Below are 22362 nucleotides of genomic sequence, written 5' to 3' on the forward strand. Positions count from 1 at the left end.
GCGCAAAGCACTCGTATCCTCTGCTACGTAATTTCCACACTGGTGAGATCGGGCGCTTCAGTGAAAGCTGATTGAAAGCTAAGTCCGACTATGCTTGGCTTCACGAGGCGGCAAACGACCGCATTGAATCACAACAACGGAGACACTATGAAGAAATCGGCCCTCGCGCTCGCCGTCCTGGCAGCGCTTTCCCTGAACGCATCCGCACAGACCAATGTCCAGGTCTACGGCTTGATGGATGCCGGCGTCGAATACCTGAACCACGCGGGACCCAACGACGGCAGCCTGACGCACGTGATCTCGGGGGGCAAGAACACGTCGCGCTGGGGCTTCCGCGGCAGCGAAGACCTGGGCAACGGCCTGAAAGCCGTGTTCAATCTCGAAGGCGGCGTGCTGCTCGACACCGGCGCCCAGGACGGCAACCTGTTCAAGCGCCAGGCCTATGTGGGGCTCGACGGCGGTTTCGGCCGCGTCATCATCGGCCGTTCGTTCACTACGACCTACGACCTGGTCCTCAAGTTCGACCCGATGGGCTTCGCGCCGAACTACTCGTGGGCGACGGCCGGCACGGCCACCGGCGCGTCGAAGTACGGCATGACGACCGCGTTCGACAACCTGGTCAAGTACACCGGCCACACCGGCGGCTTCACATACGGCGGCACCGTCGGCCTGGGCGAACAGGCCGGCGACAGCGCGGATGGCCGCAAGTACGCCGTCGGCGGTTCCTGGTTCGGCAGCGGCGTCGGCCTGATGGCGTCGTACGAGCAAATCAACGGCAGCACGGTCGTCGCCACCGGCAACCGCGACAAGACGACCGCGTTCCACCTGGGCGCCTCCTACAAGTCGGGCCCGTGGCACTACATGGCCGCCATGCGCAGCTACAAGCTCCAGTCGGGCAAGGCCGCCACGCCGGACGTGCAGGGCGATACGTACTGGGGCGGCGTCACCTACCTGGTCTATCCGTGGACCCTGACCGGCGCCGTCTACCACATCAACACGAAGAACGTGCCGGCGGCGAAGGACGCGGATCCGACGATGCTCGTGGCGCGCGCCATGTACTCGCTGTCCAAGCACATCTGGCTGTACGCGTCGGTGGCGCATGCCAAGGCCGACCACGGCCAGCTGGTGGGCCTGTCGCGCGACGACAAGGGCTTCGCGTCGACGCAGACCGGCATCACGACCGGCATCCAGTACCGGTTCTGATCCACGACCCGCGGCCGCGACATCATGACGGGCGCCATCGACAAACTGTTCGCCGCGCTGCTGTTCGCGGCGGCCCTGACGGCATCGGCGACATCCGCCGGCGCCGAATGCGTGGTCCCGTCCAAGCCGGGCGGGGCCATGGACCTGACGTGCAAGCTGGCCCAGAAGGCCATGCCGGACACGAAGCTCAAGCTGGCCTACCTGCCGGGCGGGATCGGCGCCGTCGCGTGGCACACGCTCGTGTCGCAGCGGCGCGCCGAACCCGACACCCTCGTCGCGTTCTCCGGCGGTTCGCTGCTCAATCTCGCCGAGGGCAAGTTCGGCAAGGCGACGGCCGCCGACGTGCGCTGGGTCGCGGCGCTCGGCGTCGATTACGGCATGGTCGCGGTGCGCGCCGATTCGCCCTGGCACAGCCTCGCCGAACTGATGGCGGCGATCAAGCGCGATCCGCGGCAGGTGCTGATCGGCGTGTCCGGCACCATCGGCAGCCAGGACTGGATGAAGGTCGCGCTGCTGGCACAGCGCGCCGGCATCGAGCCGCGCCGCCTGCGCTTCGTCGCGCTGGAGGGCGGCGGCGAGACGTTTACGGCGATGAGCGCCAACTACGTGCAGGTGATTTCGGGCGACGCGTCGGAAGCGGTGCTGTACGCCGGTCCCGGCAAGGTGCGCGTGCTGGCCGTGCTGTCCGAACGGCGCCTGCCCGGCGTGCTGGCGAACGTGCCCACGGCGCGCGAGCAGGGCTACGACATCGTGTGGCCCGTCATCCGCGGCGTGTGGATGGGCCCCGACGTGCCGGATGCCGACTACCGCCGCTGGGTCGACGCCTTCGCCCGCGTGCAGGCGACGCCCGGATTCACCCAGATGCGGCTGGCCGCCGGCCTGCACCCGTTCTCGCTCACGGGCGACGCCCTCACGCACTGGGTGAAGCAAGCCATCATCGACTACAAGATACAGGCCAGTGAATTCAACCTGGTCCGCGAACACTGACAACACCAAGGAGACAACCATGAATTTCACCAAAACCGCAGTTGCCACCGCAATCGCCGCCGCCGCCTTCGCCCTGGCCGCGCAAGCGCAGGCCCAGGTCCCGGCCGGCTATCCCGCCAACTACCAGCAACTGATCGACGGCGCCAAGAAGGAAGGCAAGCTGGTGATCTACGGCGCCACCGACAGCAAGGCCGCGGCGCCGCTGATCAAGGATTTCAATGTGTTGTACCCGAACATCACCGTCGAGTACAACGACATGAACTCGACCGAAGTCTATAACCGCTTCATTTCCGAGAGCGCGGCCGGCGGCGACACCGCCGACGTGCTGTGGTCCTCCGCGATGGACCTGCAGATGAAGCTGGCCGCGGGCGGCTACGCGATGCCATACAAATCGATCGAAGCGGCCAGGATCCCCGGCTGGGCCGTGTGGAAGGACATGGCCTACGGCACCACGTTCGAGCCGGCCGCCTTCGTCTACAACAAGCGCCTGCTGAAACCGGAGGAAGTCCCGCAGACCCACGCCGACTTCGTGCGCATCATCCAGCAGCCGAAATTCCTGGACAAGGTGACGACCTACGACATCGAGAAATCCGGCGTCGGCTTCATGTTCATGGCCCAGGACGAGCACGACTTCCCGCACTACAAGCAGCTGGAGCAGGCGTTCGGCGCCGCCAGGGTGCGCGTGCAGTCCTCGACCGGCACCATGCTGGAGCGCATCTCGTCGGGCGAAAACCTGATCGGCTACAACATGCTCGGTTCCTACGCGCTGGTGCGCGCCAAGACCGACCCGTCGCTGGGCGTCGTGCTGCCGAAGGACTACACCTTGATCATTTCGCGCGTCCAGTTCATCAACAAGTCGGCCAAGCACCCGAACGCCGCCAAGCTGTGGACGGACTACATGCTGTCGCACCGCGGCCAGACCGTCGTCGCCAACGGCGCCAAGCTGTTCGCGATCCGCACCGACGTCACGGGCGAAACGACGTCGAGCGACCTGATCAAGCTGGTGGGCGAAAAGAACGTCAAGCCGCTGCCGGTCAGCCCGGCCGTGGCGGCCTACCTGGATCCGACCATCCGCATGCCGTTCCTGCGCGAGTGGAAGGCGACGGCCGGCAAGAAGTAATCGGTAACAGGCATCTCACGGCGGGCCGCGCGCCCGCCGGCTTCATTCGATCGGACATCCCATGCCAACTTCAACCATGCCACTCGACACCAAGGGCGCCGACGGCACCGGCAGCCTGCCGGCCGTGCGCGCACCGCGCTTCAACTGGACGCGCGGCCTCGTCGTGCTGCTCACCTGCGTGGCCATTTTCCTGCCGCTGTTCCTGGTGTTCTACCAGAGCTTCCTGACGGCGCCGTTCTTCATGCCCGACAAGATGCTCGGGCTGGACGCCTTCCGCTTCATCTTCGACGACCCCGACTTCTGGCTCGCCTTCAAGAACGGCATGCTGCTGGCGTCCGGCCTGGCCGTCATCGCCGTGCCGCTGGGCGGCATGCTCGCCTTCCTGATGGTGCGCACCGACCTGCCGGGCCGCGGCTGGATCGCGCCGCTGCTGCTCGTGCCGATCTTCGTGTCGCCGATGGTGATGGGCTTCGGCTACGTCGTCTCGATGGGCCCCGTCGGCTTCTACTCGACGTGGGTGAAGGACCTGGTGGGCTTCGTCCCGTGGAACGTCTACTCGTTCGCCAGCATCGTCGTCATCGCCGGCCTTACGCACGTGCCGCACGTGTACCTGTATGCGTCGTCCGCGTTGAAGAGCCTCGGTTCCGACGTCGAGGAAGCGGCGCGCGTTTCCGGCGCGTCGCCGTGGCAGGTGATGTTCAACGTGTCGCTGCCGATGATCATGCCGGCCCTCGCGTACGCTGGCGTCCTCGTGTTCTTCCTCGGTTTCGAAGTGTTCGGCCTCGTGCTCGTGCTGGGCGACCCGGAAGGCCACCTCGTGCTCGCGACGTACCTGTACAAGCTGACCAACAAACTGGGCACGCCGTCGTACCACCTGATGGCGGCCGTCGCCGTGTGCCTCGTCGCCGTGACGATGCCGCTCGTGATGCTGCAGCGCCGGCTCCTGAAGTCGGCCAACAAATACGTGTCGATCAAGGGCAAGGGCGCGCGCCAGAAGCCGCTCGCGCTGGGCAAGTGGAAGTGGGCCGCGCTCGCCGTGCTGGGCGCGTGGATCCTCGTCACCATCGTGCTGCCGCTGACCGGCATCGTGCTGCGCTCCTTCGTCGAATACTGGGGCGAGGGCGTCAAGCTGGCCGACGTGCTCACCCTGCAGCACTTCCGCGACATCTTCGACCAGCCTTCGCTCGTGCGCGGCATCGTCAACACGATCCTGATCGGCGTGATCGGCGGCGCGCTGGCCGTCGTCTGCTACACCGCGATCGCGCTGGCCATGCACCGCAAGGCCGACGGCATCACGCGCCTGCTGGACTACAGCGTGCTCGTGCCGCGCGCCGTGCCGGGCCTGCTCGCCGGCCTGTCGTTCCTGTGGGTGTTCCTGTTCGTGCCGAGCTGGCTGGACGGCATCCTGCGCGGCATGGACAACGGCCTGGCCATGTGGCTGTCGGAGCACGCCATCCCGCTGCTGCGCCAGGTGCGCTCGACGATCTTCGCGCTGTGGCTGGCGTACTCCGTCGTGTGGCTCGCGTACGGCATGCGCCTCGTCTCCACGTCGCTGCTGCAGGTGGGCCCGGAACTGGAAGAGGCGGCACGGGCCGTGGGCGCGAGCCGCGGCCGCGTCACGCGCGACGTGACGCTCCCCCTCATCAAGTTCGGCATGCTGGGCGCCTGGCTGATGGTGTTCCTGATTTTCGAGCGCGAATACTCGACCGGCGTGTACCTGCTGTCGCCCGGCACCGAAGTGATCGGCGCGATGCTCGTGTCGCTGTGGGCCGGCGGCTCGACGGACCTCGTGGCCGCGCTCTCGTTCATCAACATCACGCTCGTCGCCATCGGCCTGGGCATCGCGCTGCGCTTCGGCGTCAAGCTTCATAACTAACAGAATCGCGAGACAAACATCATGAACGTTTTGACCGTCAACGACCTGCACCTCGACTACGGCCACGGCGCCACCGCCAACCCGATCCTGAGGGGCGTGTCGATGCACCTGCAGCGCGGCGAGGTCGTGGCGCTGCTGGGCCCTTCGGGCAGCGGCAAGACCACGCTGCTGCGCGCCGTCGCCGGCCTGGAAAGCCCGAAATCCGGCACCATCGACATCGGCGAGCGCCGCGTGTTCGACGGCGGCAGCAAGCTGGAACTGCCGGCCGAGGCGCGCAACCTGGGACTCGTGTTCCAGTCGTACGCGCTGTGGCCGCACAAGACCGTGTTCGACAACGTCGCCTACGGCCTCAAGCTGCGCAAGATGGCCGCGCGCGACATCGAGCCGAAAGTGCGCGAAGTGCTCGCGCAGCTCGGCCTCGGCCACCTGGGCGAACGTTTCCCGCACCAACTGTCGGGCGGCCAGCAGCAGCGCGTGGCGATCGCCCGGGCGCTCGTCTACAACCCGCCCGTGATCCTGCTCGACGAACCGCTGTCGAACCTCGACGCCAAGCTGCGCGAGGAAGCGCGCGCGTTCCTGCGCGAGCTGATCGTGCGCCTGGGCCTGTCGGCGCTGATGGTCACGCACGACCAGGCCGAGGCGATGGCGATCTCGGACCGCATCCTCCTGCTCAACAACGGCAAGATCGAGCAGCAGGGCACGCCGCAAACGATGTACGAGTCGCCGGAGACGCTGTTCACCGCGGAGTTCATGGGCAGTAACAACCGCCTGCCGGCGCGCGTCGTGGCCCGCAACGGCGACGCTGCCCGCGTGCAGGTGGAAGGCATGGCTTTGACCGCGACGGCGCGCGGCAGCGGCGCGCCGGACGCGGAGGGCACGGCCCTGATCCGCGTGGAAGAAGTGCGCATCGGCCGCGACCCGGTGGAGAACGGCATCAAGCTGCCGCTGTCGACGTGCATGTACCTGGGCGACCGCTGGGAATGCCTGTTCAAGCACGGCAACGCGAGCGTGCGCGCCTACTCCAAGGTCCGCGTCGACCCGGGCAATTACTGGCTCGAGATGCCGGCCGAGAAGCTTTGGGTGTTCTGATCCGCCTCCCGGTCCGGTTGCCGTTCCCGCGTGCGCTCGTGCGCACGTTCGTGCCCGCGCTGGCGCTGGCCTTCACGGCCGCGCAGCTCTGCATCTTCCTCGACACGCCGCTGCCGTGGATGATCGGCCCGCTGTTTTCCACCGCGCTCGCCTGCATGCTGGGCGCGCGGCTGGCGGCGCCCGTGCAGGCGCGCGAAGCGGGGCAGTGGGCCATCGGCACCGCGCTGGGCCTGTACTTCAGCGCGCCCGTGCTGGCCGCGCTGGCCCGTAACCTCGGCTGGATCCTGCTGGCCGTCTCGTTCGCCGTCTGCCTCGGCATGCTCGGCGGCGCGCTGCTGCGCCGGCTGTCCGGCAGCGACGAGGCGACGGCGTTCTTCGCGATGGCCGTCGGCGGCGCATCCGAGATGGCCGTGCAGGCCGAACGCCACGGCGCCGTCGTCGAACGCGTGGCGGCCGCGCACAGCCTGCGCATCATGATGGTGGTCGGCACCATCCCGTTCGTGGTGCGCTGGCTCGCCGCGCACGGCTGGGGCAATGGGCTCGACACGTTCGTGCCGCTGGCGGGGCGCGTGGATGCCGCCGGCCTCGCCGTGCTGATCGCGCTGACGGCAGGCGCCGCGCTGGTCCTGAAACGCGTGCGCCTGCCGAACGCCTGGGTGATCGGCCCGCTGATCGTCGCGCTGATGCTGACGGCGGCCGGCGTGCAGCTTTCGCGGCTGCCGGAATGGATGATCCGCACGGGCCAGCTGTTCATCGGCGTGTCGCTCGGCACGCGTTTCACGCCGCGCTTCGTGCACACGGCGCCGCGCTATCTCGCCAGCGTGGCCGCGTGCACGCTCGTCACCTTGCTGCTGGCCGGGCTGTTCGCGTTCGGCGTGGCCGGCATCACCGGCATGCATCCGGGGACGATGGTGCTGGCCACGTCGCCCGGCGGCATCGCGGAGATGGCGTTGACGGCCCGCGTGCTGCACCTGGGCGTGCCCGTCGTGACGGCGTTCCACGTGGCGCGCATGGTCGTCGTCGTGCTCGCGATCGGCCCGTTGTACCGGGCGTGGAGCCGCGTCGCCTGACCCGGCGCGGGTGACGCGGTCTGCGACTCGATGCGGCGCGGTCGCGTATTCAGTCCCTTCGGGTAGCGGAATGCGCGACCATTGATTCACGCCCAGCAACCTCGTATGTTCAATGCGCCAGTTGTGATGTAGATTGTCGCTTCGTTCACAATCCGTTTCGACGAGCATGAGCCACCCGAACCACCCCAGCCAGTTTGCCCTGCTGACCCAGCGCCGCTTCGGCCCGTTCTTCTGGACCCAGTTCCTGGGCGCCTTCAACGACAACCTGTTCAAGACGGCGCTGCTCGTCGTGCTGACCTACGACGCGCTGGCCTGGACGACGGTGCCCGCCGCGCTGCTGAACAACCTGATCCCCGGCCTCTTCATCCTGCCTTACGTCGTGTTCTCCGCCACCGCGGGCCAGATCGCGGACAAGGTCGAGAAGGGCCGGCTGGCGCGCTTCGTCAAGGTGCTGGAAATCGTCATCATGGGCATCGCCGCCGCCGGCTGGCTCACGCACACCCTGTGGCTGCTCGTCGCCGCCATCGCCGGCATGGGCGTCCACTCGACGCTGTTCGGCCCCGTCAAATACGCCTACCTGCCGCAGCACCTGAAACCGGAAGAACTCGTGGGCGGCAACGGCGTCATCGAAATGGGCACCTTCGTCGGCATCCTGCTGGGCGAAGTGATGGGCGCGATCCTTGCGGGCCACGGCGCGGCCGGCGTGCACCTGGTCGCGTTCGGGACGCTGGCGGTCGCGGTGCTGGGCCTCGTCACGAGCTGGCGCATCCCGACGTCGCCCGCGCCCGCGCCCACGCTCAGGATCAGCGCGAACTTCATCGCGGAATCCGTGCGCAACATCGGCTACTCGCGCAAGAACCGCACGGTGTTCCTGTCGATGCTGGGCAATTCCTGGTTCTGGTTCTACGGCGCGCTCGTGCTGTCGCAATTCCCGCTGTACGCCAAGGACTACCTGCACGGCGACCACAGCGTGTTCGTGCTGCTGCTGACGATCTTCTCGCTGGGGATCGGCGCCGGCTCGCTGCTGTGCGAAAAGCTCTCGGGCCGCAAGGTCGAAATCGGCCTCGTGCCGTTCGGCGCCATCGGCCTGTCGCTGTTCGGCATCGACCTGTACTTCGCGAGCCTCGGCTACACCAACACGGCCCCCGTCGATTTCGTCGACGTGCTCGCGCAGCACGGGACGCTGCGCATCCTCGCCGACATCCTGCTGCTGGGCGTGTTCGGCGGCTTCTTCATCGTGCCGCTGTTCGCGCTGATCCAGACGCGCTGCGACCCCGCCCACGTCTCGCGCACCATCGCGGGCATGAACATCCTGAATGCGCTGTTCATGGTGGCGTCGGCCGGCGTGGCCGTCTTCCTCATCAAGCGCGGCTTCAGCATCCCCGAGATGTTCCTGACGACGGCGCTGCTGAACGCCCTCGTCGCCGTCTACATCTTCTCGCTGGTGCCGGAATTCCTGATGCGCTTCCTGGCCTGGCTGCTGATCCACACGATCCACCGCGTGTCCACCGTGGACGTCGAACGCATCCCGGAAGAGGGCGCCGCGGTCCTCGTCTGCAACCACGTGAGCTACGTGGACGCCATCGTCATCCTGGCCGCGAGCCCGCGCCCGATCCGCTTCGTGATGGACCACCGCATCTTCAGGACGCCGCTGCTGGGCTTCATCTTCCGCACCGGCAAAGCGATCCCGATCGCGCCGGCCCACGAGGATCCGTGGCTGATGGAGAAGGCCTTCGTCGACGTCGCGCAGGCGCTGCACGAGGGCGAACTCGTGTGCATCTTCCCGGAAGGGAAACTGACGCGCACGGGCGAGATGAACGCATTCCGCGGCGGCATCGCCAAGATCGTCGAACGCAGCCATGTGCCCGTAATCCCGATGGCGCTGCGCGGGCTGTGGGGCAGCGTGTTCTCGCGCGACTCGTCGAACGTGTTCGAGCGCTCGTTCGCGCGCGGGCTGCGCTCGCGCCTGGCGCTGGCCGTCGGGCAGCCGGTGCCGCCGCAGGAGGTCACGCCGGAAGGGTTGTACGAGGAAGTGCTGGCCTTGCGCGGAGACTGGAAGTAATTGCCATGATGCTTCATGACAAAAGGGCTAGTCATCCGGTCTGCCTCTGTTATAATTGTGGCCCGAGTCGGGGCGTAGCGCAGCCTGGTAGCGTACGTGCATGGGGTGCACGCGGTCGGAGGTTCGAATCCTCTCGCCCCGACCAATAGAATCATAGAGTTAGGCCAGCTTCTCAGCTGGCCTTTTTCTTTGGTGCCGGAATTACCCCAACATTTACCCCTACAGTTTTTACCCCTACAAATTATCCCCCTACGCCCGGGTGTCATTCGATTGCGTGTTACCTTGGCCCGCCGCGTTGATCTGCTTCTGCTGCCATTCCGCGATGGCGTCGGAGTCCCAGGCGACCGAGCGCGCGCCAATCCGGAGCGGGGCGGGGAACGTGCCGCCCTGGATGTCGCGATAGATCGCGGTGCGCGACTTACCGACCCGTTCGATGACGGCCGGCAGGCGCAGGAAACGTTTTGGTGCATTCATCTGTTGCCTCTTTAAATTTCGTTATCAGCGTGCGCAGTGCTGCCACTTCGTGTTCTAGTGCTGCGATGCGTCTTTCGAGATCCTCTTTGCTTTCGCACCTTGACCTCTGGCCTCGCGGTTTTGCGCTTTCGCGGGACTGTGTGACCAGCGCCGCTTCCTCGTCTGGTCTTACTGCCGGAAGCAGGGTGCTCGTGCCGATCAGCCGGTCAATGCTGGAGCCCGTGATACGTGTCGCGCTGCCGATCCTCACCAGCTCAAGGTCGCCGCGCTTCGCCATGCGGTAAATCGTCGCGCGACATACGCCCAGCCGCTGCATGACTGTCGCCACCTTGTACAGTTTCTGTTCCATTCTGCTCTCGCAATTCCGCCGCAGGACCAGCGCCGGTCTTCTGCGTAACCTGCGCATTTTTGCTGCTCCTGCAGGTTTGTGGCGCTCCTTCGGATTTAGGTGCGTCGTGCACCTCTTGCACAGCCGGGGGCAGCGGTGCGGCCGGATGGGCATCAACCGCTCCGGCGCCGCCCGCACGCGCCACCGCCCACTGTCGACGGATGATGTTCGCGTTTAGTACGTCGCCGACATCCTTGTAGCGCTTCACGATCGCGGCGTAGTCGGCATCGCTGATGTGCAGGGCGACGTTGTGGCTCTGCTCGGATTGACTCATTTCGACGTGCCCCCGTTCGACCCTTGATCTTGGTCACGAGCAAGCCAGCCCATCCACGCATATGCCGTCACGAGGTTGATGTACGAGCGATCCTTGCGGGTCAGATCAAACTGACGTGGCCCGACATGCGCCTCAAACCGCAGGCGGGCGGCTTCAGTTGCGGGCCCGTTCTCGAGCCTGACCAACTCGTCGTTCTTGCGTGGCTTAACCGGCTTCTCAGGTACTACCTCCCCAGCCTCGTCCTGCGTCTGCCCCATGGCGAGCACCCTGATTGCGTTGCTGTAGGTGGCGAGACCCCAATACACACCATTTCGAAAATATCGGCGGTTGTGCTTTGCCCCTTCGGCCTGTCGCAGTTCCGGCAGGAGGGTATAGGCCTTGATCAGTGCAGCGCGCTCGATGGCGCGAGCAAAACCGGTAACGTCACCGATGGCGTCCGGCATGTGCTTTTCTGCGAATGCGCTAATCTCGTTGGGGGTAAGTGCGCCGATTCGCTCACCATATCCCTCGCTCCCCTTGCTGTATTTCCATTGCGCGCGCACGTCTTTCGCGGCTTCAATGTTGCCCGCTTCGCTGTGGCGCCACATCTCCCTTGCGAACGTCATGTCGCTCACGTTAGTAGCTTGGCTGCGTTCACTCATCATCGGCGCCCATGAGCCAGTTGGCATCGAGATTGAGAACTGAGCACACATTTGCCAGATCTGGGCCTTGAATGGTGCGCTCCTGCCCTGTCTCCCACTTGACGATCTCATCCAACGGTACGCCGGTCAGTTCGGATAGCCGATCACGCGTTACGCCAGCTGCTTCGCGCGCAGCTTTGATATGCGTTGGCCAGTTCACGACAACGGACGGCTCGAAGCCGGCGAAAAGTCGGCGCACAACACGTGCGCGATTTGGACTGTCGACCGAATCCCAGTCGCGGACAGGCTCGTCGCAGAAGTCGAGGTAGAGCGCCTCCTGCCGATTCAGCCATTCGCTCGACCAAAACGCATCCTCACCAGTGAATTGGTCGCGAAGGTTCTGCCAGAGGACGTCGTGATCATCGATGTTCGGCAGTTCGCCTCCGACAGCGGCCGCGAACGTCTTCGCCTGCTGCCAGGTCACTTGGTGGGCCTCAGCTGGCAGTAGGATGAGATGGCGATAGATCCCGCCGTCGCGCACGACTCCGGCGTAGAGTTCGCCTGGCTGTAGCTCGGCCTGGTCAAACGTGAACTCAGGCATCGGCACCGGGTCCGGCCGCACGATCTTGGGCAGCATGCCAACACATTGCATAATCATCCCATGTGTCGTCGCGTCGAGAGCGTTGTGGCTTACCGCTTGCGTTCCCGCTTTAGCGGCGACGGGTGATGTGGGAATTCGCGCATCACTACGGGATGCCATCTGGTGCATGGCGCCGGCGCGCGCTGCTGTATCGTTGGCCTCGCGCTGCGCTGAGAGGTCGGCCATGCGACTCGTGTTGGTCGTCTTTTTGGTGCCCATGTTCGGTCCTTCAGGTTGATTGTTATGATGGTTCGGCTCGCGATCAGCGGGATACCAGCGTCAAGCGCACTGGCTCGGCCGGCAGGGTGCAGCTGTACTGCGCGGCGAGGTCAACGATCATCTGCTGGGCGCAGTCTTTCATCGACCGGAAGTTGGCGATCAGTTGGCGTTCGTCGGCCGTAAGATGAAAATCGACGCTCTCGACGATGCGGATATCTCCGCGGCCGCGCTCGCGGGCTTCGATCGGGCTCAATACGTTGCGGGAGCTCTCCGTTGCGCTGGACGTTGCGTCAGTGCTACTATTACGATTCGCCATAGTTTTCTCCAAAAGGTTATGGGCGTAAGGGGCCATCCGACGCGTGCAAGACGTCGGGTGGCTTCGTTGTTTTCGGGACTGCGGACGAAACTCGTACGCAGTCGGTTACTGAATCAATCGACCCTGCTGCTGGGGCTGCGGCGTGCCGAGCATCTCCGCGAGCTTGGTTATCCCCTTGCTGGTGACTAGAACCTGGGCGCTTTGTTTGCGCTCGCCGGTTTCCGGATCCTGGTAGTTGCCGTACTTGTGCACCAAGTTGCCGGAGTGGATCTGCGGCTGATAGGCGACGTATCCGCCTTTGCCCGTGCGGGGGTACATCCACTTCTTCTGCAGCAGGAAATCGCGGAGCTTGTGCGGGCCTATCTGCAGGTGTTTGGCCGCATCCGTGATACAGAAAGCTTCGTCGACGTCGGCAATTCGTTCCAGCGCTGCCGCGGCCGGTGCCAGTGCGGCAACCTGATGTTCGAGCTGCTCAGCCCGGGCCGATTGCGCGCGCTCCTCTTTCTTTGCTGCAATCCATGCCTCCGCCATGGCGATCGGATCATCGAAGTTCGGCGTGTTCGACATGGCACGCGCGGCGAGCTCTTTGCGCATCTCCGAGAAAGCTCGAACAAGAGCAATTTTGAACTGCCGGACGATCATGTTGTTTCGCATGTAGGTGATCAGCAGCGTGGCCTGATCCTCGTTCAGCAGCGCGATCTCGCGTTTTTGCTGACCACCAGCAGTCTCAAAGGGTTCGATTTCAAATCGGACCCTTCCAAACTCCTCGAAGTCCTTCTGATGGGTGCGCACCAGCTTGATGACCGCCTCGTGCGTGTTGGCGGTGCCGGAAGCAATAGCCGTCGTTGTCGTTACGAGCTCGTCACCGTGGACGATGACCAGACCGGTCGACGTCAGGGTAGGCACTGCTTGCTGTGGTGCGTTCATCGTTGCCTCATCAAGGTATTGCATCAAGTTGAGATAAGTCTATAAGCACAATAAGTCACTTGTCAATAAGTTTCGCGCGTTAGCTTATTTTTTCTTATCGTCGCGGGTAAAAATAAAGCGCACATCAGTGCGCTCGGTGCGGCTCTATGACGGCCCTATTTTGTTTCTTGAGAAGTTGACGCCGCTTCTAAGTCTGCAATCGCTTTAGCGGCCTCCTCTGCAGAATCGACGACAAGCAGTCGGACTCCAACCAAATTTGCCTCCGCCGTAAGCTTAGCGAGCCTTCGCTCAAACGATGGTAGAGCGTGGCTGGGAAGGGGGCCGAGGAGCGGTCGGCGAACGACAACGACGTAATTCTTTCCTGGACCCAGGAAGGAGCGAAGCACGACTTGCTGAAAGAGTGCCATGGTGACGGGCGCCTCAATCCCATAATATGAGCCGGGATGCTTCACCTCGATTATTGTACGTTGAGTAACATAGTCGACAACCCATTGGCTAAGATCAGAGCCTCCGCCTATCGTTACATGGGATTTAAGTGTGGGATCTAGCCGCTGCAGGGCCTGGGCAAGAGTCTTGTCGAAGTCCCCCGCCTTAGCCATGTGCTCTGCGACGAGCAAGCGAGACCTAATCTCCTCTGGAGAAAACATGTCAAGTTGCACAACAGAAGATGTGGGCGGAGCTTCGGAGTTGCTGCTCCTCTCGGCCAACTCATCCTTAGGTGAGAACTCTATATCTGAGCGAAATGATTCGTCAAACAGGTTCGCCATCAAATGGATGTACTTGATGCGAGGCAGTGTTGTGCCACGTTCCCATTGTCCCACTGCAGCTTGGGAGACGCTTAGCATCCCCGCCAATTCAGCTTGACTTATGCCTTTGCGATTCCGTGCCTCACGGATGGCATCGCCGACAGGTTTCTTTATCGTCATGAGTACAATGAGTTGGTTGTGGTTTGTGGAGTATAAGCTAAACCACGACTGTCGAGAAGTGCTTCTGATCAAATCTTATAATCTTCTTGCTCAACTACTCGCAACTTGTTACTATCTGTCCAACGAGGAAGGAGGAGCAATGGACGAGCAGCAAGATATGTCCGGAATTGCATTGGCCGTGAAGAAGGCTGGTACGCAAGAAAAGTTGGCCAAGAACTTAGGGGTCTCGCAGCAGGCTATCAGCCAGTGGATCGAACAGGGCTGGGTTCCTTTGCGACGCGCTGCCCAGATTGAGCAGTGCTTTTCGATCCCGCGAACGAGACTAGTCGATCCGAGAATTGTTGAACTGGTCATAGCGCCGACCCAAGCGACGTAATTTACCAAACGTTTCCCCTGAAACGCCTCCGCTAACCCGGCAGGCGCAGGGACTCTTTACGCCTAAATTTTGACGCATCCATAGGACAACCATGCAGACCACCAAACAAACGACAGGGATGGGCGCCCGCATACTGCAGGCGGTTGCTAACGGCGCCTTCTGCGACGATGGGCGTGCAATCACTTCATTCGCGCTCGTTCGACACTTCGTTCGTGAGAACTACAAGACCACGAACGACAGGTTGGCGCAGCTCCGGCGCGCTCGCCGACAGGCAAAGATGCTGGGAGACTCCCCGTTCAATAAACACCGCCAGTCCGCAATGCAAAAGCACATCGAGTCTCTTGAGGCGTGCTGGCAGTCGGGGCGTGACTGCCAGAAGGGTCTGGGCCGCATCATCATTGATATGGCCCCGAGGATCGATGCTCAAACCACGATGGCCCAGCGTCTTGAGCTACTCAACTGCAATCCTGCAGACCGGTCCGACTTGGACGAGCCAGATATCGGCTTGGTCAATCTGATCGCCGTGTACTGCGTGGAGGACTCGGCGGCGTACCGAGGCGATGAGTTCAATGACCGGCCGCTGTTCAACGCCGTCAACGCAGAGATCATGCGCGTGATGTTCAAGACGCCTGAAGGGCGGGCAGCGTCGGAAAAGATCTTCGACGAGGCCTTCGCACCTGGCGGAATCTTCCACGGCGTGCCGACCTACTACCGCCAGTCTGACGGGACGATGAAGCGCAAGGCGCCGTCGCTGGTACTGCATGACGCCTCGGGCTCCCGCGTCATCGAGCGCACACCTTCGTAATCAACAAGGAACATTCAGCATGGCCAGGATTCGTTCTATCAAACCTGAACTCCCGCAGTCGGAGAGCATGGGCAACGTCTCGCGAGATGCGCGGCTGACGTTCATTCAACTTTGGACGCTGGCCGATGATGAAGGGAGGCTTCGCGGGAATTCGCGAATGCTCGCGAGTCTTCTTTTTCCCTATGACGACGGTGAAGACGGGCATGCGCTGACCACTGCAAAGGATGTCGAGAGGTGGCTGGTCGAGCTCGAACGCGAAGGGTGCATTGTGCGCTACCAGATCGATGGTGCAGCCTACATGCAGATCTGTAACTGGTTGATTCATCAGAAGATTGACAAGCCGAGCAAGTCGAAAATCCCGCCATTCGATGAATCCTCGCGAATCCTCGCGAAGCCTCGCGAAGTGTCGTCGGAGGAGGGGATCAAGGATCAAGGAGAGGAAGGGAAGGGAGAGGATCAATTTGTCGAGCGCCGCGGCGCGTCGCACGACGTCGATGTCGTGAAGACGATTTTTGAGTACTGGCAAAAAATCATGGTCTCGCCACGCGCCCAACTGGACGACAAGCGCAAGAAGGCGATCAAGACCGCACTCAAACTCTACGAACCGCGCCAACTGTGCGAGGCTATTCTTGGCTGTTCGAAATCGGACTTCCATATGGCTCGAGGCGAGTATCTCGGGCAGCAGAAGCACAACGGTCTCGGCCTGATTTTTCGTGATGCCGATCACATCGATAAGTTCATCGGCCTGGCGAGCAAGCAGGCCACCGGCCCCGAAAGCATCGAGCAGCGGAACGCCAGGATCCTGGCCGAACTGATGGCCGAGGACGCGACTTCCGCCATTGATCCAGACGTGATCGACGTCGACATGGAGGAGGTCGAACATGCGTCCTGAGGACAAACCACAGTTCGCCGCTTTGCTGGCTGAAGTATTGGCTGGCTACGGCAAGCCGCTGCCCGAAAAGGCCGAAATCAACATCTGGTTCAGCCAACTGGCGCCGTTCCCGCCATCGACGATCAAGATGGCCTTTGAGGCGTACCGCGTCGAGCGTCCGGACTTCGCTCCAGTCCCCAACGGCATCGCCGCCAGGTGCAAGCTGCAGGACGGCCGGCCCGACGAGAACGAAGCTTGGGCCGTGGCCCTAACCAGCCAGGATGAGCGTGAAACGGTCGTGTGGACGAGCGAGATGGCTGAGGCGTTCACGGTGGCCCGCCCGCTGCTGACAACTGGCGACGAGATCGGTGCGCGGATGGCGTTCAAGGATGCCTACAAGCGGCTGATGAACGAAGCACGCGCGCTCAACAGGCCGGTAAGTTGGGCGGTGTCGGCCGGATGGGATGCAGAGCGTCACCAACTCGCGGTCCAGAGGGCAATAACGGCGGGGCTTCTACCGGCACCGGAACCGCATCTGGCCCTGCCGAACGACTCCGGGATAGCCGACCAGAAGCCGGTAGGCTTGCAAAAGCTTCTTGAAGCGGCGGCGCAACTGGAGGATCCGCGAGCGAAAGCCGAGCGGTTGCACGAAGCGCGATTAGTCGAGGAGGAGAATGCGGATCGTGAGCGTCGCCGCGCGCTGGACGAGAGGGTTCAAGCCTATCTGCGCCAGCATCCTGATGCCCGCTACGGTGAACTCTTGGCTCCCACAAGGCAGGGGAAGCGATGAGCGCGAACCTCTTCAAGGTCGGCGATGTCTGGCACTACCGCTTTCAGGTGGTCGGGCAGCGAGTCCAGCGCAGCACACGGCTGAAAAATCGGCGCGCGGCCGAGCAATTGGCCCAGCGGGAATATGACGCCGCGGTCACGCGCGCCAACGGTGGCCAGCCTGTGCCGACACTCGACGAACTGGCGCATTCGTGGATCGTGGTGCATCGGCCGGTGACCAGCGCCGCGCACATCCGAACCGTTGAGGCATTCCGGCGCCTGCACATGTACGACCTGGGCGGCAAACGCATCGACAGCATCACGACGGCCGACGTCGAGGTGACGCGCAACCAGCACCTGCAGGGCCGCAAGCCGGCGACGGCCAACCACTGGCTCAGGATCCTCAAGTTGTTGACGATGTGGGCGGTCAAGCGCGGGACCATCGCGAGCTGCCCCTGGAGGGTGAGCATGCTGAAGGTCCAGAAACGCCCGCGTGCCATCCTGCCGCTCGACGTGGCCCGCGCATGGTTCGATGCGGTCGACGGTGCCACGAAGCGCACGCCGGCCATTGGCACCGCAGTACGCTTGATGTTCGGCCTGGGCCTGCGCGAGGGCGAGTCGACGTCGGCGCGCTGGGAGTGGATCGACTGGCAGCGCGGGACCTACACGCCGGGCATCACGAAGGGCAGGGAAGCGGAGCCGGTGCCGATGCCGTCGTGGCTGCGCGAGCACCTTGAGCTGCGGCGTCAGTCGCATGGGCTGATCGTCGCGAAGGAGGATGGGCAGGCATTCGCGCCAGGGTTCGCCCGCCAGGCGATGCGCACCGCGAACGCGGCGTGTTCGGTCCGCGGCATCACGCCGCACCGCTTGCGCGGCACGTTCGCGACGCTGCTGTCCGAGGCCGGCGTGCCAGTGCAGACCATCCAGCGCGTGATGCGCCATAAGAGCCATGTGACGACCATGGCGTATCTGGAGAAGAACCTCGACGTGGCCGCGCGAGCCCAAGAGCAGATTAGCTCGTGGGCAGGGCTTGTTCGCGCGACGAATTCAAGCGCTGATCGCACTTGAATGCTATGTCATCCAACCTGAAGGGTGCAGGCCTCGACAAACGATCGTCCGAGAAGCGTGGGGTTCACGCGGGTGAAAATCTCTCCGCCCCCAAACGATTTTTGGATCACCAGACATCCAAGCCTTGCTAAATTTGCGAGCGCAAGCTTCACCTCATCGGGGGGCTCAGTTAGATGATCCTGATTGCCGTCCTTTCCAACTGCGACGGATTCCGGAAGATGGCCGACTTCGACCCCTTCATGGCGAGTTTCGTCATATGGAAGTGAATAGATTTTCTCCAGAACCGCCGCTTCTAGAGGAGTGATCTGCTCCAAAATGGCGATATATGCTCGTTGCAGAGTTAGCGGACTCCTGTCATTTGAGGCATTGACGAGCAGGCGCGCCCAAAGATCCTGCAAGTGGTCGTCTTCTTCCAATGAAGCGGCTTCCAGTAGCGGAACTGCTAGGTTGAGTGGAATCGCGCGTGTCGGCGCGGATAGCCCTGCCTCACATTGCAGTTGTCGTGCGCGTTCCATAAGCCTGACCTGGCGCTCCCAGCGCATGTATTTGAGCTTGTCTTCCCAAATCCCCATGCCCTGCTCAATTGGCCCAGCAACGTATCTTGCGATAAATCCACCGAACTTAGTTGTCGCGTCAATGGCTTTGCCGGTGGCTTCGGCCACCGCTTTTACGGCCTCCGCCGTTTGAGAAACAGGGTTGTCATCACTCATTAAATACTCCGAAGTTCAGGGTGTGAGCGCTGCACGATGCAGCGCTAAGTTGCTCTAGTGTACTCGTGCATCAGAGGATGGCCAGGATAGCGAAAAATTTGCGGCAGAGATGGCGCAAAATTGGCGAAGTGCATTGAGCCGCGCCTGTAAATCCAAGCACTCCGAATGATAAAGAGTCATCGGATGTTTAGCTGGCTTTCGCGGCGGGCGTGCAAGCACGCAACAGATTGCGATTTGGAAAATGTCGGAACAGCAGCCGAACTAACTGTTGAGTGGTAATCTCCCACCTGATTTTTCCTCGGAGAAAACCATGGGCTTTGCTGATCGCTATATCCACTCGCTGAGTGCATCGAACCTTAAGGACGATGAGCGCCACCATCAGACCGAGCCGTTGATGGCTTCCGCGTTTGCGGTGGCCAACTTAACCGGCGACCTGGGCCCGCTGCTGCATCGTGTGAAGTTCGCCGACAGCACTGCTCGTTCGGCCTTCGAAGGCAATGCCGGCAACCTGGCCCAGTTGCTGCGCTTGTGGACGGCCGAGGTAACGAAGCGCGGCCGCGCGCGTCGTTGGGTTCCTGAGAACACTGCTTGGGACGCTGATGCAGCCCAGAAGCTTTACCGCGCCGTGGCCGAGCATTCGCTTGCCTATTGGCTGGACGGAAAATGCGATTCTTGCGGCGGCACCGGCGTCGAGCAGGCAAGAGCATGCAGGTGCTGCGGCGGAACCGGCAAAGCTGAGCTTACGATGGCGGCCGGCTTCGTCCGTGAGCATACGCTCGATATGGTGAGTGAGCTGCACAACATCGCCGACAACCATGCGGCGCGAGCTGCATCCAAGCTGCGCCGATCAGGTTGAGCAACATGATGCAAATTGCTGTGTAAACATCCAGCAATTTCGTGTAAACTGTAGACCTACATTCTTCCGGCCTCGTAATGCGCGGGAAACCGTCACCGATAACCGGAACTCGCGACAGCACCCAGCCATTGAGTGCCGTCGCTCGTTCGTACAGAACGTAATAGCCCGCCACTTTGCAGATAGCTCTGGGCGCGACCCAAGCCCCCGCCTCGCTCGAGGCTGGGCAACCTAATTTCTCTTTGGCCTCACGAATCGAGGCGCCACACAAAGCCTAAGCCTGACAAACACGCTTCACGTGCGCGGACGACGGCTGCGGGCTCTGTGTGGTAGGCGTCGCCCCAAATGCGGCCCCAGTATCTGCCCCGACTAAGCTGCTGGGGAGGGCGCCGCCTACCGCAACCTGTCTCCTCCAAGTCTCTCTTGGACTTTGTGCCGCCTGACGCAGCGATGCGACGGCGGCATTTTTTTTATTCTGAGGTACGCCATGCGCGAAATGAAAATATCGCAAGCCCGTCATCCTCTGTTGTGCAAATGGTGGATGTCCTCGCGGCCGGTGGTGGCGAGTGTCACTGCTGATGGCATTGGTGCCGCGTCAGAGTTGTACTGCCCGCTTTGGGCGCGCCCGCTCGACGTCGTTCACCGCCTGTTTTTCGGTGCCAGTGATCTATTGCCAGCTTAGCCGGCGCTGACGTAACGACTGGCAGCGCTCGCTCGGTTGGTAGTTGGCCTAATTGATAGTCAGGACTTTGTTCAGGCTAGCGATGATCTGATTCCAGCCAAGAGTCTTGAAAAACGGATGCCAGGGCCGCGGTGCAATATAGCTATGACTGCTACCAGTTCGCCATACAGGAACCACCGTGCCGGCCAGTCCAGCGTTGTATGCCGCTGCTTGCAGCTCCGCGACGATTGCATTCTGGTCGCTTTGCGATTTACGGCCAAAGTCGTCGTCGAGCGGGATAATGATCATATCTTGGCCCAGCTCACGGATATGGGCAATTTTAAATTGTGGCATTGGAAACTTTCGTAGTTGGTGGATAAGGCTCGGTGCCTGGGAGCTAACGAGCAATCCATTGTATCTATTTACTAACAGCAAGTAGCCAATATGTTGCCTAGCCGCCATGCGCAGAAATGCTATGGCGGCTTTTTAATTTTGAGGTGGACCATGCGCATGAGCGTCGAAGCAGAAGTGTTTTGGCTGCGACTGATGGCGCAGGTGCGTCGTGAAGATGCGGTAATCGACCGCATGCGAGCCGCGTCATGAACAACGTTGCCCGCATCTACCGCGCCGAGATTCTGCGCGCCGTCCTGGGTGACAAGGTCAGCGAATCCAAGGTGGCGAACATCGATCGGCTGAATCAGATCGCAGAGCACCTGGTCGACTGTGAGGACGCTAAGAAGATCCTTCGCTCTAAAGGCTACGGCGCCGCCGGCATGACGTTCGTCGAGTTGGCGCGCAGCCTGCCCGAGAACGTGCGCGGCATGTTGCGCGATCTGTTCAGGAGGCAGCGTCGGGCGCCATCGATGCCGGCGACAGGCCAACCCATGGAACGCGGCGAAATACACGATATCTGGAGTGCGCGATGATCAGAGGCGAGCAAATCAGTAAAGAGTTGTGCGATGCGCTTGGCCTGCCAAAGCATACGCGCGGATTCACGCTGCGATGCTACTCGAGCGAGCTCGTCAGCGTGGAGTGCGAATACTATCCAAGCGGCGATTTTCAGACTGCGCTGGCTCGATATCATCTAGCGCCGAGTATCGATCTTCCTGCTGTTGAGCGACTCGACTTCGACGCATGGATGAGTGACCGCACTGAGCGTGAGCACGTCGAGCACATTAGGCGTACATCCCGCCTCCCTGCTGGTCGTGACAGGCGTCCTCCATCGACAGAGGAAATCGCGCGATACCACGGGATCTCGCACGGCGGGATCGACTGACACATGAAGCTCACCATGCTCAAGCCGCAAGTACGCACTGCATCCAGCCGCCTGGCGATGGTAGAGACACCGCGCCCTGACGTCGTGGAGCGTAAGCGCGGATGGGCGGGCGTGCAGGACCGGAACCGCATCCGGGCGCGTGACCACGGCCTGTGTCAGGAGTGCAAGCGTCAAGGTCGCGTTGGTATCGGCGCCGCCGTCGACCATATCGTGCCGCTCTGGAAGGGCGGAAGCGATGACGACAGCAATAAGGAACTGTTATGCACCCCCTGCCACGATGCCAAGACGGCGCGCGAGGCTGGGGATAGGGCGCGCGGCGGATAGCACGCGCCGCCGTCGCGATGCTGGCCCTCCTGACTTTACTGCCCACGATGGGTAAGGGGGGGGTGGTCAAAGTCCGGCCGGCCCTCGACCGACACCGGCCATGCAGCCACGTGCGGAAAAAATCTCCCTTTTCAAAGGAATTCAAATGACTGGCAAGCCAGGCCGGAGCGGCGGCGCCCGCCCAGGCGCTGGTCGCCCGAAGAAACAACCCGTCACGTTGCCTCTGGCGGTTCATTACGATGACCCGCTCGTGTTCCTTAAGGCAGTCATGAACGATCCGGGTACCGAAGCGAAGATGCGCGTCGACGCCGCGAAGGCGTTGATGCCCTTCGTCCACGTCAAGAAAGGTGAGGGCGGCAAGAAGGAGCAGAAGCAGGCCGATGCCGAAAAGGTCGCAAGCAAGTTCTCCCAAGCGGCGGCGCCGCGGTTGGCCGCTGCCGGCGGTAAGAAGGTCTGAAC

The 22362-nt window shown here is 62.5% G+C and carries 26 protein-coding genes and 1 tRNA gene; 17 read left to right on the forward strand and 10 right to left on the reverse strand.

Features of this window, described 5'->3' with window-relative positions; translation table 11 throughout:
• Nucleotides 1-147: 147 nt before the first annotated feature.
• The 8 genes from ISF28_RS09410 (at nt 148) to ISF28_RS09445 (ending at nt 9552) form a co-directional block, all read left to right on the forward strand.
• Complete coding sequence (locus ISF28_RS09410) at nt 148-1203, forward strand: porin (protein ID WP_198116892.1); 1056 nt, start codon at nt 148-150, stop codon at nt 1201-1203.
• Between the two features lie 24 nt (nt 1204-1227).
• A complete protein-coding gene (locus ISF28_RS09415; RefSeq protein ID WP_198116893.1) occupies nt 1228-2190 on the forward strand; it encodes a tripartite tricarboxylate transporter substrate binding protein in 963 nt (320 codons plus the stop codon).
• 19 nt (nt 2191-2209) lie between these two features.
• Nucleotides 2210-3310 carry an ABC transporter substrate-binding protein gene (locus ISF28_RS09420; protein WP_198116894.1) on the forward strand — a complete coding sequence of 367 codons (1101 nt, stop codon included), beginning with the start codon at nt 2210-2212 and terminating at the stop codon, nt 3308-3310.
• Nucleotides 3311-3386: 76 nt separating this feature from the next.
• Complete coding sequence (locus ISF28_RS09425; RefSeq protein WP_198116998.1) at nt 3387-5186, forward strand: ABC transporter permease; 1800 nt, start codon at nt 3387-3389, stop codon at nt 5184-5186.
• A gap of 21 nt (nt 5187-5207) precedes the next feature.
• Nucleotides 5208-6275 carry an ABC transporter ATP-binding protein gene (locus tag ISF28_RS09430; protein ID WP_198116895.1) on the forward strand — a complete coding sequence of 356 codons (1068 nt, stop codon included), beginning with the start codon at nt 5208-5210 and terminating at the stop codon, nt 6273-6275.
• Nucleotides 6263-7345 carry an AbrB family transcriptional regulator gene (locus tag ISF28_RS09435; protein WP_229518964.1) on the forward strand — a complete coding sequence of 361 codons (1083 nt, stop codon included), beginning with the start codon at nt 6263-6265 and terminating at the stop codon, nt 7343-7345. The genes ISF28_RS09430 and ISF28_RS09435 overlap by 13 nt, the downstream gene beginning before the upstream one ends.
• A gap of 166 nt (nt 7346-7511) precedes the next feature.
• Entirely contained in the window at nt 7512-9407 is a 1896-nt protein-coding gene (locus ISF28_RS09440) for an MFS transporter (RefSeq protein ID WP_198116897.1), read from the forward strand.
• Between the two features lie 68 nt (nt 9408-9475).
• Nucleotides 9476-9552 (forward strand) — tRNA-Pro (locus ISF28_RS09445).
• 104 nt (nt 9553-9656) lie between these two features.
• Here the strand turns inward: ISF28_RS09445 and ISF28_RS09450 are convergent.
• From ISF28_RS09450 to ISF28_RS09485, 8 genes are all read right to left on the reverse strand, one after another.
• Nucleotides 9657-9881 carry a helix-turn-helix transcriptional regulator gene (locus ISF28_RS09450; RefSeq protein ID WP_198116898.1) on the reverse strand — a complete coding sequence of 75 codons (225 nt, stop codon included), beginning with the start codon at nt 9879-9881 and terminating at the stop codon, nt 9657-9659.
• Nucleotides 9826-10230: a helix-turn-helix domain-containing protein gene (locus ISF28_RS09455; RefSeq protein WP_198116899.1), complete on the reverse strand. Its 405-nt coding sequence runs from the start codon at nt 10228-10230 to the stop codon at nt 9826-9828. The genes ISF28_RS09450 and ISF28_RS09455 overlap by 56 nt, the downstream gene beginning before the upstream one ends.
• Nucleotides 10136-10543 carry a hypothetical protein gene (locus tag ISF28_RS09460; RefSeq protein ID WP_198117004.1) on the reverse strand — a complete coding sequence of 136 codons (408 nt, stop codon included), beginning with the start codon at nt 10541-10543 and terminating at the stop codon, nt 10136-10138. The genes ISF28_RS09455 and ISF28_RS09460 overlap by 95 nt, the downstream gene beginning before the upstream one ends.
• Nucleotides 10540-11157, reverse strand: a complete 618-nt coding sequence (locus ISF28_RS09465; protein WP_198116900.1) for a hypothetical protein — start codon at nt 11155-11157, stop codon at nt 10540-10542. Before ISF28_RS09465 ends, ISF28_RS09460 begins: the two co-directional genes overlap by 4 nt.
• Nucleotides 11158-11176: 19 nt before the next feature.
• Nucleotides 11177-12022, reverse strand: a complete 846-nt coding sequence (locus tag ISF28_RS09470; protein ID WP_198116901.1) for a helix-turn-helix domain-containing protein — start codon at nt 12020-12022, stop codon at nt 11177-11179.
• A 43-nt stretch (nt 12023-12065) separates the two neighbouring features.
• On the reverse strand, nt 12066-12275 hold the full coding sequence (locus ISF28_RS09475; protein WP_198116902.1) for a hypothetical protein: 210 nt from the start codon (nt 12273-12275) through the stop codon (nt 12066-12068).
• Between the two features lie 168 nt (nt 12276-12443).
• On the reverse strand, nt 12444-13265 hold the full coding sequence (locus tag ISF28_RS09480; RefSeq protein ID WP_198116903.1) for a phage regulatory protein/antirepressor Ant: 822 nt from the start codon (nt 13263-13265) through the stop codon (nt 12444-12446).
• A gap of 155 nt (nt 13266-13420) precedes the next feature.
• Nucleotides 13421-14191: a helix-turn-helix transcriptional regulator gene (locus ISF28_RS09485; protein ID WP_198116904.1), complete on the reverse strand. Its 771-nt coding sequence runs from the start codon at nt 14189-14191 to the stop codon at nt 13421-13423.
• A gap of 139 nt (nt 14192-14330) precedes the next feature.
• Here ISF28_RS09485 and ISF28_RS09490 point away from each other — a divergent pair, with 139 nt between their 5' ends.
• The 5 genes from ISF28_RS09490 (at nt 14331) to ISF28_RS09510 (ending at nt 18079) form a co-directional block, all read left to right on the forward strand.
• Nucleotides 14331-14567, forward strand: a complete 237-nt coding sequence (locus ISF28_RS09490) for a Cro/CI family transcriptional regulator (protein ID WP_198116905.1) — start codon at nt 14331-14333, stop codon at nt 14565-14567.
• A gap of 91 nt (nt 14568-14658) precedes the next feature.
• Nucleotides 14659-15372, forward strand: coding sequence for a hypothetical protein (locus ISF28_RS09495; protein WP_198116906.1), 714 nt, complete (start codon nt 14659-14661; stop codon nt 15370-15372).
• Nucleotides 15373-15439: 67 nt separating this feature from the next.
• Nucleotides 15440-16264, forward strand: a complete 825-nt coding sequence (locus ISF28_RS09500; protein WP_198116907.1) for a hypothetical protein — start codon at nt 15440-15442, stop codon at nt 16262-16264.
• A complete protein-coding gene (locus tag ISF28_RS09505; RefSeq protein WP_198116908.1) occupies nt 16254-17033 on the forward strand; it encodes a hypothetical protein in 780 nt (259 codons plus the stop codon). Before ISF28_RS09500 ends, ISF28_RS09505 begins: the two co-directional genes overlap by 11 nt.
• A complete protein-coding gene (locus ISF28_RS09510) occupies nt 17030-18079 on the forward strand; it encodes a tyrosine-type recombinase/integrase (RefSeq protein ID WP_198116909.1) in 1050 nt (349 codons plus the stop codon). The genes ISF28_RS09505 and ISF28_RS09510 overlap by 4 nt, the downstream gene beginning before the upstream one ends.
• Before the next feature lie 8 nt (nt 18080-18087).
• Here the strand turns inward: ISF28_RS09510 and ISF28_RS09515 are convergent, their stop codons facing one another.
• On the reverse strand, nt 18088-18789 hold the full coding sequence (locus tag ISF28_RS09515; RefSeq protein WP_198116910.1) for an Abi-alpha family protein: 702 nt from the start codon (nt 18787-18789) through the stop codon (nt 18088-18090).
• Between the two features lie 310 nt (nt 18790-19099).
• Here ISF28_RS09515 and ISF28_RS09520 point away from each other — a divergent pair, with 310 nt between their 5' ends.
• A complete protein-coding gene (locus tag ISF28_RS09520) occupies nt 19100-19645 on the forward strand; it encodes a hypothetical protein (protein ID WP_198116911.1) in 546 nt (181 codons plus the stop codon).
• Between the two features lie 727 nt (nt 19646-20372).
• Here ISF28_RS09520 and ISF28_RS09525 read toward each other — a convergent pair.
• Nucleotides 20373-20657, reverse strand: a complete 285-nt coding sequence (locus ISF28_RS09525) for a hypothetical protein (RefSeq protein WP_198116912.1) — start codon at nt 20655-20657, stop codon at nt 20373-20375.
• A gap of 245 nt (nt 20658-20902) precedes the next feature.
• On the opposite strand from ISF28_RS09525, the gene ISF28_RS09530 reads away from it, so the two are divergent.
• From ISF28_RS09530 to ISF28_RS09540, 3 genes are all read left to right on the forward strand, one after another.
• Nucleotides 20903-21229: a hypothetical protein gene (locus tag ISF28_RS09530; RefSeq protein ID WP_198116913.1), complete on the forward strand. Its 327-nt coding sequence runs from the start codon at nt 20903-20905 to the stop codon at nt 21227-21229.
• A 353-nt stretch (nt 21230-21582) separates the two neighbouring features.
• The gene (locus ISF28_RS09535; protein WP_198116914.1) at nt 21583-21903 is read left to right on the forward strand and encodes an HNH endonuclease; all 321 of its coding nucleotides are present in this window, start codon (nt 21583-21585) and stop codon (nt 21901-21903) included.
• 100 nt (nt 21904-22003) lie between these two features.
• Complete coding sequence (locus ISF28_RS09540; protein WP_198116915.1) at nt 22004-22360, forward strand: hypothetical protein; 357 nt, start codon at nt 22004-22006, stop codon at nt 22358-22360.
• Nucleotides 22361-22362: the final 2 nt, after the last annotated feature.

The organism is Massilia rhizosphaerae (assembly GCF_016093545.1).
Taxonomy (GTDB): domain Bacteria; phylum Pseudomonadota; class Gammaproteobacteria; order Burkholderiales; family Burkholderiaceae_D; genus Telluria; species Telluria rhizosphaerae.

Excerpts from the sequence above, each read along its gene's own strand:
- ISF28_RS09410 (WP_198116892.1), top strand. The coding sequence starts at position 148 with ATGAAGAAATCGGCCCTCGCGCTCGCCGTCCTGGCAGCGCTTTCCCTG.
- ISF28_RS09415 (WP_198116893.1), top strand. The coding sequence starts at position 1,228 with ATGACGGGCGCCATCGACAAACTGTTCGCCGCGCTGCTGTTCGCGGCG.
- ISF28_RS09420 (WP_198116894.1), top strand. The coding sequence starts at position 2,210 with ATGAATTTCACCAAAACCGCAGTTGCCACCGCAATCGCCGCCGCCGCC.
- ISF28_RS09425 (WP_198116998.1), top strand. The coding sequence starts at position 3,387 with ATGCCACTCGACACCAAGGGCGCCGACGGCACCGGCAGCCTGCCGGCC.
- ISF28_RS09430 (WP_198116895.1), top strand. The coding sequence starts at position 5,208 with ATGAACGTTTTGACCGTCAACGACCTGCACCTCGACTACGGCCACGGC.
- ISF28_RS09440 (WP_198116897.1), top strand. The coding sequence starts at position 7,512 with ATGAGCCACCCGAACCACCCCAGCCAGTTTGCCCTGCTGACCCAGCGC.
- ISF28_RS09450 (WP_198116898.1), bottom strand. The coding sequence starts at position 9,881 with ATGAATGCACCAAAACGTTTCCTGCGCCTGCCGGCCGTCATCGAACGG.
- ISF28_RS09455 (WP_198116899.1), bottom strand. The coding sequence starts at position 10,230 with ATGGAACAGAAACTGTACAAGGTGGCGACAGTCATGCAGCGGCTGGGC.
- ISF28_RS09460 (WP_198117004.1), bottom strand. The coding sequence starts at position 10,543 with ATGAGTCAATCCGAGCAGAGCCACAACGTCGCCCTGCACATCAGCGAT.
- ISF28_RS09470 (WP_198116901.1), bottom strand. The coding sequence starts at position 12,022 with ATGGGCACCAAAAAGACGACCAACACGAGTCGCATGGCCGACCTCTCA.
- ISF28_RS09480 (WP_198116903.1), bottom strand. The coding sequence starts at position 13,265 with ATGAACGCACCACAGCAAGCAGTGCCTACCCTGACGTCGACCGGTCTG.
- ISF28_RS09485 (WP_198116904.1), bottom strand. The coding sequence starts at position 14,191 with ATGACGATAAAGAAACCTGTCGGCGATGCCATCCGTGAGGCACGGAAT.
- ISF28_RS09490 (WP_198116905.1), top strand. The coding sequence starts at position 14,331 with ATGGACGAGCAGCAAGATATGTCCGGAATTGCATTGGCCGTGAAGAAG.
- ISF28_RS09495 (WP_198116906.1), top strand. The coding sequence starts at position 14,659 with ATGCAGACCACCAAACAAACGACAGGGATGGGCGCCCGCATACTGCAG.
- ISF28_RS09500 (WP_198116907.1), top strand. The coding sequence starts at position 15,440 with ATGGGCAACGTCTCGCGAGATGCGCGGCTGACGTTCATTCAACTTTGG.
- ISF28_RS09505 (WP_198116908.1), top strand. The coding sequence starts at position 16,254 with ATGCGTCCTGAGGACAAACCACAGTTCGCCGCTTTGCTGGCTGAAGTA.
- ISF28_RS09510 (WP_198116909.1), top strand. The coding sequence starts at position 17,030 with ATGAGCGCGAACCTCTTCAAGGTCGGCGATGTCTGGCACTACCGCTTT.
- ISF28_RS09515 (WP_198116910.1), bottom strand. The coding sequence starts at position 18,789 with ATGAGTGATGACAACCCTGTTTCTCAAACGGCGGAGGCCGTAAAAGCG.
- ISF28_RS09520 (WP_198116911.1), top strand. The coding sequence starts at position 19,100 with ATGGGCTTTGCTGATCGCTATATCCACTCGCTGAGTGCATCGAACCTT.
- ISF28_RS09525 (WP_198116912.1), bottom strand. The coding sequence starts at position 20,657 with ATGCCACAATTTAAAATTGCCCATATCCGTGAGCTGGGCCAAGATATG.
- ISF28_RS09530 (WP_198116913.1), top strand. The coding sequence starts at position 20,903 with ATGAACAACGTTGCCCGCATCTACCGCGCCGAGATTCTGCGCGCCGTC.
- ISF28_RS09535 (WP_198116914.1), top strand. The coding sequence starts at position 21,583 with ATGAAGCTCACCATGCTCAAGCCGCAAGTACGCACTGCATCCAGCCGC.
- ISF28_RS09540 (WP_198116915.1), top strand. The coding sequence starts at position 22,004 with ATGCAGCCACGTGCGGAAAAAATCTCCCTTTTCAAAGGAATTCAAATG.